The following is a 14,002-nucleotide window of genomic DNA, read 5'->3' on the forward strand; positions in this document are numbered from 1 at the left end:
GGCATCGCTTCCGAATCTCTGGAGGACATCGAGCCGTTGGGAGAGATCTCCCGGCGACGGGCCGAGGCCATCCTGGCTGACAGCCGTACGCTGTGCCTGGGTCGCCGCCTCGCGCGCGTTGACGGCGGCGGCCGTGGCCGCGTTCGCCGACGCGCGGGCGTTGGTGGCCGCCGTGGTGGCGGTGTCCGCGGCCGAGCGGGCGTCGGTGGCGGCGGCACGGGACGCCGTGGCCGCCTCCGTCCCCTCGTCGGCGGCGGCGTTCGCCTCCAGGGCCTCGGCCTTCGCGATCAGCGAGTCGCGCCGCTGCTCCGCCTCCAGGGCGTTGTCGCGAGCGGCGACGGCATCCTTCTCTGCCTGTTCGGCCACCTTCCGCTTGTCGGAGGCGACCGTGCCGGACGCCTCGGCCGAGTCGCGGGCATCGCTCGCGATCCGGCCCTGGGCGACGGCGTCGGCCTCGTGGCCGGCGGCGATGTCCCGCTCACGCTCGGCGGTGGCCCGGTAGGCCGCCGCGTTGGCGCGCTCCAGCTCGGCGACGGCGCGGGTCCGCTGCGCGTCGGCGGCGGCCTGGCGGGCCTTCTCCTCCTCGCGGGCCGCGTCCTCCTTGGCCTTCTTCGCGATGGCCGCGTTGTTGGCGGCGGAAGTGGCGTACGCGTCGGCGCTGTCGGCGGCGGCCTTCGCCTGGGCGGCGGCCTCCTGGGCGGCGATGCGGCGGAACTCGGTGTTGATCGCGTGCGCCTCGGTCTTCGCCAGCGCCAGCAGCGCCTGCGAGGTGGAGACCGTGGCGTTGGCCGCGTTCAGGGCCGTCTCCGTCGCCTTGGCGGCGGCGGTCGCGGCGGCCCCGGAGGCCCGGGCGACCTGCACCGACTGCTGGGCGTACATCAGACCTCGGCCGCGCGGCACTTCGGCCGCGTCCGCGATGTCGTACGCCTGCTTCTGCGCGGTCACCGCACGCGTGGCGGCGGTCGCAGCGGCCGTGGCCTGCTGCTTGGCCGTGGTGACCAGTGCCTGCACCTTGCCCCGGGCGCGGGCCAGGTCCGTGTTGGCCTGGTCGAAGAGCGCCTTCTTGGGCTTGAGGATGCTCTTCGGGTCGGCTTCGAGCTCGTCGTGCCAGTACTTATGCCAGAGCAGGATCTGCTCGGCGAGCCATGCCTGGCCGATCGCCTCGATCATGGTGTCGGTCGCCACGCGGGTGGCCGCCGCGGCGTCCGCTTCCGCCTGGAGGATCGCGGCACGCGGGGCGGCCTGGGCGGCGTACTCCGCGTCCCACTCGGCGGTCGCAGTGGAGAGGACCGCGCCCAGGGCGTTGTTCGGGTCGACCGGGTCCTGGTGGTCACAGGACGACCAGGCCTGCTTGAGGTTCTCGACCTCGTGGCGGAACTCGGCCGAGTCCGCGGCCGGAGCCTCACTCAGGAAGCCACCGTGCCGGAGGTACGAGGCGACGTCCGTGGCGGTCGTGCCGCCGGCGAACCTCGTCTGCTTGACGGCCGTGTCGCGGAGCATCTGGTCCGCGGCCCAGTCGTTCCAGATGGCCTGGCCGCGGTTCTCCTCGGTGATCTGGCGGGCTCGCGCGACGGTCTCCGCGCTCGCGTTGCTGTGCCCGTCCCAGCCGAGACGGCCCGCGAGTTCCTCCTGCGTGAACAGGGTGAACTGAAGGACCTCCGCGTCGAACTTCGGCGCGTGCAGCGAGATCTCGTCGCTGAACGAGCTGAGTGCGTACGGGCGGTTGGCGTCCTCCAGACCAGAGGTACGGGCGTACGAGGCCTGCCCGTAGGCGATGCCCGCGGTACGGTCCTTGTCGCGGGCCTGGCCCAGCGGTTCCAGTCCGATCAGGCCGCTGTCGCCGACGATGGTGTGCAGTTGCTCGGCCGTACCAGTCAGGCCCTCGATGGCCTTGGCCTTCATGTTGGCGCCGCCCACGTGCAGGGCGACACCGGCGATGCACTGCTCCCTACGGGGCGTGCTGCGCTTGTCGCTGATGAGCTGGGTCAGCTCGACCAGCTTGGCCCGGCCCGAGTAGGCGTCCAGGAAGATCTGCCGGATTCCGGTGCTGACCTTCTCGATGGCCTCGGCGAGGGCGGGGATCCGGCCGACGGTCCCCACGGAGGACGCGATGTCGACGAGGGACCACAGGCAGTCCTCGGTGCCGCCCAGGGCCAGGCACTGCTTGACCTTGGCGGTGCCGAACTCGTCGAGGAGGATCTGCCCGCCGTTGGCGGCGGTCCACTCCACGACGTCGACCGAGACCGCGGCGAGCGCGTCCTGGTAGGCGTCGAGGCAGGTCTGACCACAGGCGTCCAGGAGGATCTGCTTCTCCTGCGCGCCCAGCACGGCCCAGTTGGCGGACCCGCCCTCGATGGGCGTGTTGCCGTCCTTGAGAGCGTCCTGCCGCTCGGCCTCGTTCTGTTCGCGCTGTTCCTGTTCGGCCTGGGCGGCGGCGTCCTCGGCCGCGTTGCTGTCGGCGTCGGCGTCGGCCGCCTTCGCCTCGGCGTCCTTGGCGTTCTGCTCGGCCTCGGTCGCCTCGTTCGCGGCATCGCTCGCGGCACCGGCCGCCCGTGAAGCGGCTTCCTCGGCCTGCGCCGCACTGCGCTCGGCCTCGGTGGCCTCGCGGTCGGCCTGCGTGGCCTCGGTCTCCGCCTCACCCGCGGTGTTGCGGGCGCTGAGGGCGTCGGCACCGGCCTGCTGGGCATAACCGGAGGCGGACTCGGCTGCCTTCTGGGCGGACTTCTGCGCGTTCTGTGCCTCGGTCGCGGACGCCTGGGCACGGGCCACGGCTTGCGTTGCGCGGACCGAGTCCGCCGCCGCCTGCGCGGCGGCTTCGGCGGCCAACTTGGCGTCTCCGAGCGCCTGTTCGGCCGCCTGCTGCGCGGCCTCGGCTGCGTCCGCGGCCTCGGCCGCCTTCGCCTCCGCTGCCGCGGCCTGCTGCTCGGCCAGGGTCTTCGACTTCTGTCCGACGAGTACGGCGAACGCGGCGGACGCGTCCTTCTCCTGGTACGGGGTGCCGATGGCCACGGCCTCGTTGGCGGCGGCGATGGCCTGGCCCGCACTGTCCCGGGCGGCCAGTGCAGCCTGTCCGGCGGCGTAGGCGCGACCGGTCGCCGTGGCGGCCGTGGTGACGGCGGACGCGGCCTCGATACCGGCGGCGGAGGACTCCTCGGCGGCCTTCTTCGCCGACTCGGTGGCGTTCTCCGAGGCGGTGGCGGCGTTGTCGGCGCGCAGGGCGGCGTCCTGGGCCGCGTCGAGGGCCTTGGCGGCGGCGGAGTGCGCGTTCGCGGCGGCACCGGTCGCCTTCAGGTACGAGGACCACGCCTCGTCGGCGCTCGCCTGGGCACGCTCGGCGGCTGCTTCCGCCTTGGTGGCGGCGGAACGGGCTGCGACCGCGGCGGTCTTGGCCTCGTCGGCGGCGGTCTGCGCGGCGGTGGCGGCGCTCGTGGCCTCGGAGGCGGCCGTACGGGCCTTGTCTGCGGCCTCGCGGGTCTCGGCCGCGGCTGCGGTGCCCTCGGCTGCCGTCGCGGCTGCCTGGAGTGCGGCAGCGCGGGCGGCGGTGGCCTGCTTCTTCTGGAGGGCGGCCGCGGCGGTGGAGCGCGCGGTGGCCGCAGCCTTGGCCTTGGCGTCGGCGGCGGTCCGCTTCTCCTTGGCCGTGGCTGCCGTCGTCGTGGCGGCCGACTTGGCCTCCTCGGCGGCGGTCTGCTTCGTGGCAGCCTCGCCCTCGGCCTGCTGAGCCTTGGCACGCTCGGCGGCAGCGCTGACACGGGAGGCGACAGCCGTGGCCTTCTCCAGCTCGGCAGTGGCGCGCTGCGTCTGCGCGGTGGCCGCTGCCTCGCGGGCTTCGTCGCTCTGCTTCTCGGCGGTGGCCTGAGCGCTCTTCGCCTCGGCGGCGCTGTCCGCGGCAGCCTTAGCCTCGCTGTCCGCGGTGTCGGCAGCGGCCTTCGCCTGCGCGGCCGCCTCCTCGGCGGCGATCCGGCGGAACTCCGTGTTCACCGCGTGCGACTGGGTCTGCGCCTTGGCCAGCAGGGTGTCGCTGTCGGCGACGGTGGCCTTGGCGGCTTCCAGTGCGGTACGGGTCGCCTTGGCGGCGGCCTCGGCGGCCGCGCTGGAGGCGCGGGCGACCTGGACCGACTGCTGGGCGTACATCAGCCCGCGTCCGCGCGGCACGTCGGTGGCGTCGGCGATGCCCCACGCCTCCTGCTGCGCGGTCGCCGCCTTCTGGGCCGCGGTGGCGGCGGCAGCGGCGTGCTGCTCGGCCGAGGCGACCAGCGCGGGAATCTTGTTCCGGGCGGCGGCGAGGTCGGCGTCGGCCTTGTCGTAGAACGCCTGGTCCGGTTGGTTGAGGGCACCCGGGTCGGTGGCGATCCGGTCCTGCCAGTACTTGCGCCAGGTCAGGATCTGCTCGGCGAGCCACGCCTGACCGATGGCCTCGATCATGTCGTCGGTGGCTTCACGGGTGGCGGTGGCAGCGTCCGCCTCCGCCTGGATGATCGTGGCGCGGGAGGCAGCTTGGGAGGCGTACTCCAGCTCCCACTCGCCCATCGCGGTCGTCACCGGGCCGTTGAGCACGCGCCGGAGGTCGACCGGGTTCTGGTAGTCACAGGCCGCCCAGGCCTGCTTGAGGTCCTCGACGACGATCCGGTACTGCGCGGACCCCTCGGCGGGCGCCTCCTTCAGGAAGCCGCCATGCTTGAGATAGAGGGCGATGTCACTGGCCGTGGTCCCGCCGGAGAACTGCTTCTGGTTGACGGCGGAGTCCGCCAGCATGTCGTCGGCGGCCCAGTTCTCCGCCCACTCGTACTCTTCCTCGTTCTCCGCTGTGATCTCGCGGGCCCGAGCGATCGCCTCGGTACTGGCGTTGCTGTGCCCCTCCCAGCCGAGCCGACCCGCCAACTCCTCCTGGGTGAAGAGGGTGAACTGCCGTACGTCCGCGTCGAACTCCGGCGGATCCCACAGCATGTCGTCGCTGGCATAAGCCGATTGGACGTACGGCGTGTTGGCGGCATCCAGCGCCGTGGTGCGGGCATTGGAAGCGTCCCGGTAGGCGATGGAGGCTTCCTTGTCCGCATCCGCTGCCTGTCCAATGGGCTCCAGCCCGATCATGCCGCTGTCGCCAACCAGGGCATGCAACTCCGTGGCGGTGCCCGTCAGACCTTCGATGGCCTTGGACTTCATGTTCGCGCCGCCGTAATGCAGCGCCACGGCTACCAGGCACCGGTCGAGCCGTTGCCGTTCACCGATGCTGTTCCGGAAGAGCCCGTCATCCACTTCGGGCTCTGTGTCCGCCGTGGCCGGTACGGCCTGAACCACACCCATCAACACGGCGGCCGCGGTGAGGAGGGCTGTCCCGCTGACGCCCCTCGTCACCGCCTCGCGCAAGCGTCGTCGGCGTCTGCCCACGTCTCTGAACGATGGCATGTCCGTCTGCCCAACAATCTCTTCGACGTTCGGCAGCACAAACCATGGGCATGACAGACGTCGGTTGTCGCCACAGCGACTCCCCCGTGCGGCATGCGCCGGAGCTCGCCCCCCATGAGCACGCGCCGCCGCTAACTCGACGACGCTCTCACGGGGTGATCTTCACGGGAAGGTCAAAGAATTCTCATGAACCCCTCAGAGCGCACCACTAACGGACAAAAAGATTCAACGCTTGATCACATCGTTACCTAATGCCTAGAACCCGGCCGGCTCCGTATACGTCCCCCACTCCTCCCTGAGCACCCCGCAGATCTCCCCCAGCGTCGCCTCCGCGCGGACCGCGTCCAGCATGGGAGGGAGCATGTTGGAGCCGTCGCGGGCTGCCGTGAGCATCGCGGTCAGGGCTGTGGTCACCGCGGTCTCGTCGCGGGCGGACTTGCGGTCCGCCAGTACGCGCACCTGCTCCCGCTCCACCTCGTGGCTGACCCGCAGGATCTCCAGGTCGCCGGTGACCGAGCCGGTGTGGACGTTGACGCCGACGACCCGCTTGTCGCCCTTCTCCAGGGACTGCTGGTAGCGGAAGGCGGACTCGGCGATCTCGCCGGTGAACCAGCCGTCCTCGATGCCGCGCAGGATGCCGGAGGTGACGGGACCGATGGGATGCTTCCCGTCGGGGTGGGCGCGCAGGCCCCGCTCCTTGATCTGCTCGAAGATCTTCTCCGCGTCCGCCTCGATCCGGTCCGTCAGCTGCTCGACGTACCACGAACCGCCCAGCGGATCCGCCACGTTGGCGACCCCGGTCTCCTCCATCAGCACCTGCTGGGTGCGCAGCGCGATCTCCGCGGCCCGCTCGGAGGGGAGCGCGAGGGTCTCGTCGAGGGCGTTGGTGTGCAGGGAGTTGGTGCCGCCCAGGACGGCCGCCAGCGCCTCCACCGCCGTACGCACCACGTTGTTGTACGGCTGTTGCGCGGTCAGGGAGACCCCGGCGGTCTGCGTGTGGAAGCGCAGCCACTGCGCCTTCTCGGACCGCGCGCCGTACACGTCCCGCATCCAGCGGGCCCAAATGCGGCGCGCCGCGCGGAACTTGGCGATCTCCTCGAAGAAGTCGACGTGCGCGTCGAAGAAGAAGGAGAGCCCCGGGGCGAAGACGTCGACGTCCAGGCCTCGGGACAGGCCCAGTTCGACGTACCCGAAGCCGTCCGCGAGCGTGTACGCCAGCTCCTGCGCGGCCGTCGAGCCGGCCTCGCGGATGTGGTAGCCGGAGACGGACAGCGGCTTGTAGGCGGGGATGCCGGCGGCGCAGTACTCCATGAGGTCGCCGATCAGGCGCAGATGGGGCTCGGGTTGGAAGAGCCACTCCTTCTGCGCGATGTACTCCTTGAAGATGTCCGTCTGGAGCGTGCCGTTGAGGACGGCGGGGTCCACGCCCTGGCGTTCGGCGGCGACGAGGTACATGCAGAAGACGGGGACGGCCGGGCCGCTGATCGTCATGGAGGTGGTGACGTCGCCCAGCGGGATGTCCTTGAACAGGACCTCCATGTCGGCGGCGGAGTCGATGGCCACCCCGCAGTGCCCGACCTCGCCGAGCGAGCGCGGGTCGTCGGAGTCGCGGCCCATCAGGGTCGGCATGTCGAAGGCGACCGACAGGCCTCCGCCACCGCCCGCGAGGATCATCTTGTAGCGCTCATTGGTCTGCTCGGCGTTCCCGAACCCGGCGAACTGCCGGATGGTCCAGGTGCGCCCGCGGTAGCCGGTCGGGTACAGGCCGCGCGTGAAGGGGTACTCCCCCGGCCACCCGATCCGCTCGAAGCCGTCGTAGGCGTCCCCTGGCCGTGGCCCGTACACCGGCTCCACGGGGTCCCCCGAGAGCGTGGTGAAGTCCGCCTCCCGCTTGCGCGAGGCGTCGTACCGGGCCTGCCAGCGGCGGCGGCCCTCTTCGATGGCGTCAGCGTCCATACCTTCGAATTTACTAGGACGTCCTAGTAAATGTCGATGGACAACCGCCGTACGCGACTCGTACGGCGGTGGGGTTACGCCTTGACCGGCTCCGGAGACGCGTCCACGATCTTGCCCTCCAGCTCGCGGCTGATCTTCCGCTCGACGATGAACGCGGCCGTCGGAATCGTCCCCGCCAACAACACCCAGACCTGCTTGAGGATGGGCCAGCGCGCCTTGGAGCCCAGGTCGAAGGCGAAGACGAGGTAGACCACGTACAGCCAGCCGTGCGCGATGGCGACGACGCGGGTGACGTCCGCGGCACCGTCGATGTCCAGGCCGTACTTGGCGATCATGCTCAGACACAGCAGGACCAGCAGCACACCGGTGACATAGGCCAGGACGCGGTAGCGGGTCAGCACGCTCTTTTTCATGCCTACGAGCGTAACCACGCGTTCCGGGCGATCTTCTCGCGGGTCAGCTCTCGTCGAAGTCCTTCGCCGCCACCCTCAGGGGCCGCAGCATCGCGAAGATCTCCGCGCACTCCTCCGCGTCGTAGACGCCCAGCCCGAAGTCCATCGCCATGAGATCGCGGGTCGCGGCCTCGACCGCCTCGCGGCCCTTGTCGGTGATGGAGGCGAGCGTGCCGCGGCCGTCGTTGGGGTTGGGGCGCTTGTCGACCAGGCCGGACCTCACCAGGCGGTCCACGGTGTTCGTCACGGACGTGGGATGCACCATCAGCCGCTCGCCGATCTTCGACATCGGCAGCTCGCCCGCCTTGGAGAAGTTCAGCAGCACCAGCGCCTCGTAGCGCGCGAACGTCAGCCCGTACGGCTTCACCACCGCGTCGACCTCGCCGAGCAGGATCTGGTGGGCGCGCATGATCGAGGTGATCGCGGCCATGGACGGCACGTTTCCCCAGCGCTGCTTCCAGAGCTCGTCGGCGCGGGCGATGGGGTCGAAGGGAAGACTGAGCGGCTTCGGCACGGCATCGACCTTACCGGCCGGTCACATGCTGGTCAGCCCCGTCTCGCCTTTCGGTCGGGGCGGCCCGGCCATGTCTATTCCGTGGCGTTTCATTACGTTATGCAACTATTGGTCACCGACCGTCACTCTCGCGCAAGGGAGCAGCATGTCCCGGCTGACCCACACCCTCGCCGCCCTCGCGGTCCTCGGGCTCGCGGCGGGCTGCTCGTCCGCCCCCGGTGTCGACGAGGCCTCCGTCGCCGGCGCCGCCTCGAAGAGCCCGGGGGCCGGTGCCCGCTTCTGGGTCGACCCGGCGAGCTCCGCCGCCGAGCAGATCGAGCTGTGGCGGCGGCAGGGCCGTACGAAGGACGCGGCGCTGCTGAAGCGGATCGCCGACGAGCCGGTCGCGCTGTGGCCGGCCGGCGAGCTCGACCCGACGGCGACCGTGAAGGCGGCGACGGCGGCCGCGGCGCACGAGGGGCGTACGGCGCTCTTCGTGGCGTACAACATCCCGCACCGGGACTGCGGCCAGCACTCCGCGGGCGGGGCGGCGGACGCGGACGCCTACCGGGCCTGGATCGGGCAGTTCGCCGCGGCCCTCGGTGACGCGCGGGCGCTGGTGGTGCTGGAGCCGGACGCGGTGGCCCACATCGTGGACGGCTGTACGCCCGAGGAGGACGCGGGCGAGCGCGAGCAGCTGCTCGGCGAGGCGATCGCCCGTCTCAAGGAGCAGCCGCACACCAAGGTGTACCTGGACGCGGGCAACCCGGCCTGGATCCGCGAGCCGTGGAAGCTGGTCGAGCCGCTCAAGCGCTCCGGCATCGAGCGGGCCGACGGCTTCTCCCTGAACGTCTCCAACTTCCAGACGGACGCGGCGACGAGGAAGTACGGCCTCCAGCTCTCCGGCGACCTCGGCGGCAAGCACTTCGTCGTGGACAGCAGCCGCAACGGCAACGGGCCGCTGCCCGGCGCCTGGTGCAACCCGCCGGGCCGGGCCCTCGGCAAGCGCCCGACGACGGACACCGGGGTGCCCGCCCTCGACGCCTATCTGTGGATCAAGCGCCCCGGGGAGTCGGACGGCACCTGCGAGGGCGGGCCGGACGCCGGCAAGTGGTGGCCGGAGTACGCGCTCGGGCTGGCCCGCAACGCGCGCTAGCCGACACCTACTTCACCTGGATCCACTTCGCCTCGGACGGCGTGCCGTCCGCGTCCGTCACGAACAGCATGTACCAGCCGGGCGGCACCAGCGCCGGGTCCCGCGGCACCTCGACGGTCACCGAGCGGGTGCCCTTGGTCAGACCCAGCGCGATGGAGCGCTGCTCGACGTCGGTGGTGTGGGTGACCGCGCTGGGCCGCATCAGCCGTGCCTTGACGATCCGTTCGGGGTGGTCGGTGCGGTAGGTCGCCCGGCGCCGTGAGTCCAGCAGCTGCGAACCGTCCTTCAGTACGGGCCTGTTGGCGCCACCCTTGTGCAGCGCGGGCGGGGTGAAGATCTCCATGCGCTGCTCGAAGTGGCCGAGCTTGGTGTTCTGCTGGTCGTCGTAGAGCGGGTCGGAGCCGAAGGTGGCGACCCTCCCGTCGGGCAACAGCAGTGCCTCGGAGTGGTAGTTGCGGCCGACCGTCGGGGACGCGGCCTCCCGGAAGACGTTGCCCTTGGGGTCGTAGAACTGTGCCTTGAGGATGTTGCTGGCGCTGCGGCCGCGGTAGTCCTCGGAGCCGTTCGAGGTGAAGACGGTGTCGTCCGGCATGATCACGCTGTTCAAGTACCGCGTGCCCTGAGGGAGGTTGGGGCCGTCCTCGAAGGCGGGGTTGTCCTTCTTGAGGTCGACTACGGCGGTGCGCGGGCTCGACTTCTTGGACTCGCCGACGCCTCCGCCGCCCAGGATCATCACCTTCTGGTCCTGCGCGGGCGGCAGCAGCAGGGAGGCCGAGGTCTCGGTCTCGTCGGCGTCCCGCAGCCCGGGCACCTTCTGGAAGGTGTTGTTCTTCAGGTCCCACAGGCCCGGCTCGCGGCCCTGGTCGGCGGGCCCGTAACCGGCGTTGGAGGCCGGGTAGAAGAGCTTGCCGCCCTTGGTGAGGAAGAGGGCCGGGTAGGTCGGGAAGTAGCGCTTGGGGCCCGGCGACCACTTCTTGGTCTTCGGGTCGTAGATCTCGTTGTCGCCGGGGTCGATCATGCCGACGTCGTCGAGACCGGAGACGGCGAGGACGCGGCCGTCGTCGAGGCCGACCAGGGTCGGGTACCAACGGGCCTTGTCCATCGGGTCGACGGGGATGTACCGCTCGGCGACCGGGTCGAACTCGTAGGCCGCGCGGATGCCCTGGAAGTCCTGCTTGCCGAGGGTGATCTCCTCGGAGAGGCCGTACGTGTTGTTCGCGTCCTTGCCCTTGAGGCCGACGACCTCGTACTGCGCCTGCTTCTCGGTGACCGACAACGGGCCCTTCTCGACGGCCTCCACGAACACCCGGGCCTCGCTCGCGGTGACCGTCGTCTTCCACGGCTGCATGACCCCGCGGGCGTTGTAGGTGACCTTGAAGGCCTTCTTCGCCTTGGGGACGGTGACGTCGAACCTCGTGACGTACTCGACGCCGGCGGGCGAGCGGAAGCGGGTGCCCTTCTTCAGGAACACCGCCTTGTCGGGGTTCTCGTTCTTCACCCGCATCCCGCCGCCGGCCCGCTTCACCTCGCCGTCGAGGAGCTCGTAGCGGGCGGTACCGCCGGCCACCAGCATGCGGCCGTCGGGGAGTTGGGCGTGTCCGGAGCAGAAGAAGTCGTCGGGGGTGGGGATCTTCTTGAAGGTGTCCGCCTTCGGGTCCCACAGGATCGTGTCGAAGGAGCCCTCGTCGAACTTCTTCTGCTCGTTGCCCGACCCGGCCACGATCAGCACCTTGCCGGTGTGCAGCAGGGCCGCGTGGATGGCGTTGGTGCGGTACTGCTCGGGGATGCCGACCTTGCTCCAACTGCCGTACTTCGCCTGGTACTCGGGCCGGGAGATCTCGTACGCGTGGTACTTCTCGCTCGCGAAGTCGAGCGCGGCCGGGGCGTTGAGACCGGCGAGGAGCGCGATGCCGCCGATGCCGAGGACGGTCTTCTTGGTCTTCTGGGACGGCTGGTAGGCCATGGCCTAGTTGCCCCCTGTCGAGGTGCCGGGAGAGGTGGTGGCGAGGGCGGGTTCGTCGACGACCCGCGCGGGCACGGTGCGCGTCTGCCGTTCCCGGCGCTCCTTGAGCTGGGTGGAGACCCACACGCCGACCGGCGCGAGGGAGATGGCCATCGCGAGGACGGCCCAGGTGCGCATGGCCACATGGGTGTGGTCGAGGACGACGGAGGCGGCGAGCGAGATCGCGAGCAGTGCCGCCCAGAAGAGGTGGATCCGGAAGGTCAGCAGCCGGTCCGGGCTCGCGTCCCCGCCCTTGGGGGTCACGACGAACCGGCTGGGCATCCGGATCAGCGCCTCGCCGAAGGACTTGAGGTAGATGGGCGCGGACAGCGCCGACATCGCCATGCCGGCGAGCCCGCCGGAGCCCTCGGGTTCGTGCGGGGAGACGTTGTGCCGGCGGTTCCAGAGGTAGAGGCCGATCTGGAGGGCGGCCGCGTCGCTGTAGAGCATCAGCCAGACGGAGGCGGCGACCTGGGTGCCGGAAGCGCCGAACCAGAGGAAGAGGAAGCAACTCAGGATGCCCAGCAGCCAGTTGACGGCCGTCATCGGGTAGTAGACGAGCATCAGCGTGTACGAGAAGAGGCGGCCGGGGGGCATGGTGAACGGCGCCTTCCAGTACTGCTTGAAGAGCGTCTCGTACGTCCCCCTCGACCAGCGCATCTGCTGGGTGAAGAAGTCGGTCCAGGAGGCGGGGCCCTCGCCCACGGCCAGCACGTCCGGGGTGTACACGGAGCGCCAGTGGCGCCGGGTCGCCGGGTTGCGGTGGCGGTGCAGCTCGAAGCCGGTGGCCATGTCCTCGGTGATCGAGTCGTACAGGCCGCCGATCTGCCGTACGGCCTCGATGCGGACGACGTTGTTGGTGCCGACGAACATCGGTGAGCGGTAGCGGTTGCCGGCCCGCTGGATCAGCGCATGGAAGAGGAACTGCTGGGACTCGGCGGCCTTGGTGACGGCGTTGTGGTAGTTGCCGTAGACCTGCGGGCCGACGACGAAGGCGACGTCCGCGTCCCGGAAGTACCCCATCATCCGCTCCAGGAAGGCGGGGTGGGGGACGTGGTCGGTGTCGACGGAGGCGAAGAAGTCGTAGTCGTCGCCGTGGGCCGCGAGCCAGGCGTTGTAGTTGCCGTGCTTGGTGCGGGCCTTGTGGACGCCCTTGGAGCGGTTCCACGCCTCCACCCCGTGCCGGGTGAAGTGCCGGACGCCCAGTTCCGCGCACAGGGCCTTCGCCTGTTCGTCGTCGCCCTCGTCGAGGAGCCAGACGTCCAGGGGGCCGACGTGGGTGACCCTCGTGGCGCCTTCGAGAGTGGCGCGGACCATGGCGAGGGGTTCCTTGCCGGGGACGTACGTGGTGAGGAAGGCGACCCGGGTGCCGGGTTCGGGCATCACGGGGACGGGGTCGCGGGCGACGAGGGTGGCGTGGGCCACGGAGGCGACGTTGACGACCATGAACAGCTCGATGAGGCCGATGGCTATCAGCATGACCACGTCGAGGTGGACCATCCAGGCGTCGCCGCCCTCGCGTTCGACCCAGTGGGTCGGCCAGACGAGGTAGACGAGGAGAACGCCGGTCAGCAGGGGCGCGAGGCTCATCAGCAGGACGGCGCGTATTCGGCGGGGCTCGCGGGAGAGCAGCGAGGTGTACTGCACCTGGTACGCCGCCCCGGCCTCCGGCTCCGTGAGCGGGCCGGCGAGTCGGCTGTAGGTGTCGTAGTCGTAGCCCTCCGGCCGCACAGCGCCCTCCAGTTGAGTGAGGAGTGATCGGCCTCGCAGGGTTTCCTCGGGGGCCGATATCAACACAAAAGTGGAGATTTAGGACATATGCGACTCGGGGGCGGCCAGGTGGGTGGGTAGCGTGAGCGCTGGTGCCTTATCCGGCGAGGTGGCGTTCCACCGTCGCCACCTTGGAGGTCATCCCGTCCGTCACGCCGGGCCGGATGTCCGCCTTGAGGACCAGGGAGACCCGGGGCGCCCGCGCCTCCACGGCGGCCACCGCGCGCCTGACGACGTCCATGACCTCGTCCCACTCGCCCTCGACCGACGTGAACATCGCGTCCGTACGGTTCGGCAGGCCGGACTCCCGTACGACCCGCACGGCGTCGGCGACGTACTCGCCGACCTCCTCACCGACCCCGAGCGGTGTCACCGAGAACGCGACGATCATGCGTTCACGACCCCTTCCTTGCGGGCACGGGAGGCGATGACCGCGTCCTCGGCCTCACGGCGGAGCTTGCGCTCGATGACGAAGCCGCCGCCCGGGATCACCGAGTACGCGAAGTAGAGCGCCGCCTTGCCCTTGGCCCACTTGGTGCGGTTCCAGGCGTCCGCCCAGAAGACCACGTAGAGGACGAACAGCACGCCGTGGATGGGGCCGAGCACGGGGGCCACGTCGAAGCCGGAGTTGACCGTGTACTTGATGACCGTACAGGTCGCGAGAATGATCCAGGACACCCCCTCCGGCACGGAGACGAGGCGCAGGCGGCGGATGGCGGAGGCTGTCTTGAGGTCCACGGATCACCTTCGGTGGGAGTACGGACGGTTTG

Annotated in this window: 9 protein-coding genes; 1 reads left to right on the forward strand and 8 read right to left on the reverse strand. The window is 70.4% G+C overall.

Going from position 1 to position 14,002, the window contains the following annotated elements; genetic code table 11:
• The 4 genes from ABZ896_RS18220 to ABZ896_RS18235 form a co-directional block, all read right to left on the reverse strand.
• Positions 1–5,253: hypothetical protein (locus ABZ896_RS18220; protein ID WP_360929385.1), on the reverse strand; the 5,253-nt coding region annotated here is incomplete at its 3' end.
• Positions 5,254–5,658: 405 nt separating this feature from the next.
• Entirely contained in the window at positions 5,659–7,359 is a 1,701-nt protein-coding gene (locus ABZ896_RS18225) for a methylmalonyl-CoA mutase family protein (protein WP_360929388.1), read from the reverse strand.
• 74 nt (positions 7,360–7,433) lie between these two features.
• Complete coding sequence (locus tag ABZ896_RS18230; protein ID WP_360929391.1) at positions 7,434–7,772, reverse strand: DUF3817 domain-containing protein; 339 nt, start codon at positions 7,770–7,772, stop codon at positions 7,434–7,436.
• Positions 7,773–7,815: 43 nt separating this feature from the next.
• Complete coding sequence (locus tag ABZ896_RS18235) at positions 7,816–8,325, reverse strand: MarR family transcriptional regulator (RefSeq protein ID WP_360929394.1); 510 nt, start codon at positions 8,323–8,325, stop codon at positions 7,816–7,818.
• 145 nt (positions 8,326–8,470) lie between these two features.
• Between ABZ896_RS18235 and ABZ896_RS18240 the strand changes: the two genes are divergently transcribed.
• Positions 8,471–9,460 carry a glycoside hydrolase family 6 protein gene (locus ABZ896_RS18240; RefSeq protein ID WP_360929397.1) on the forward strand — a complete coding sequence of 330 codons (990 nt, stop codon included), beginning with the start codon at positions 8,471–8,473 and terminating at the stop codon, positions 9,458–9,460.
• 7 nt (positions 9,461–9,467) lie between these two features.
• Here ABZ896_RS18240 and ABZ896_RS18245 read toward each other — a convergent pair whose 3' ends face one another.
• The 4 genes from ABZ896_RS18245 to ABZ896_RS18260 form a co-directional block, all read right to left on the reverse strand.
• The gene (locus ABZ896_RS18245) at positions 9,468–11,423 is read right to left on the reverse strand and encodes a kelch motif-containing protein (protein ID WP_360929400.1); all 1,956 of its coding nucleotides are present in this window, start codon (positions 11,421–11,423) and stop codon (positions 9,468–9,470) included.
• 3 nt (positions 11,424–11,426) lie between these two features.
• The gene (locus ABZ896_RS18250; protein WP_360929402.1) at positions 11,427–13,193 is read right to left on the reverse strand and encodes a cellulose synthase catalytic subunit; all 1,767 of its coding nucleotides are present in this window, start codon (positions 13,191–13,193) and stop codon (positions 11,427–11,429) included.
• A 136-nt stretch (positions 13,194–13,329) separates the two neighbouring features.
• Positions 13,330–13,623, reverse strand: coding sequence for an MTH1187 family thiamine-binding protein (locus ABZ896_RS18255; protein ID WP_360929404.1), 294 nt, complete (start codon positions 13,621–13,623; stop codon positions 13,330–13,332).
• The gene (locus ABZ896_RS18260) at positions 13,620–13,970 is read right to left on the reverse strand and encodes a DUF3817 domain-containing protein (protein ID WP_360929407.1); all 351 of its coding nucleotides are present in this window, start codon (positions 13,968–13,970) and stop codon (positions 13,620–13,622) included. Before ABZ896_RS18260 ends, ABZ896_RS18255 begins: the two co-directional genes overlap by 4 nt.
• Positions 13,971–14,002 lie beyond the last annotated feature (32 nt).

Source organism: Streptomyces sp. NPDC047072 (genome assembly GCF_040643855.1).
Classification (GTDB): Bacteria; Actinomycetota; Actinomycetes; order Streptomycetales; family Streptomycetaceae; genus Streptomyces.

Excerpts from the sequence above, each read along its gene's own strand:
- ABZ896_RS18245 (WP_360929400.1), bottom strand. The coding sequence starts at position 11,423 with ATGGCCTACCAGCCGTCCCAGAAGACCAAGAAGACCGTCCTCGGCATC.
- ABZ896_RS18255 (WP_360929404.1), bottom strand. The coding sequence starts at position 13,623 with ATGATCGTCGCGTTCTCGGTGACACCGCTCGGGGTCGGTGAGGAGGTC.
- ABZ896_RS18225 (WP_360929388.1), bottom strand. The coding sequence starts at position 7,359 with ATGGACGCTGACGCCATCGAAGAGGGCCGCCGCCGCTGGCAGGCCCGG.
- ABZ896_RS18240 (WP_360929397.1), top strand. The coding sequence starts at position 8,471 with ATGTCCCGGCTGACCCACACCCTCGCCGCCCTCGCGGTCCTCGGGCTC.
- ABZ896_RS18230 (WP_360929391.1), bottom strand. The coding sequence starts at position 7,772 with ATGAAAAAGAGCGTGCTGACCCGCTACCGCGTCCTGGCCTATGTCACC.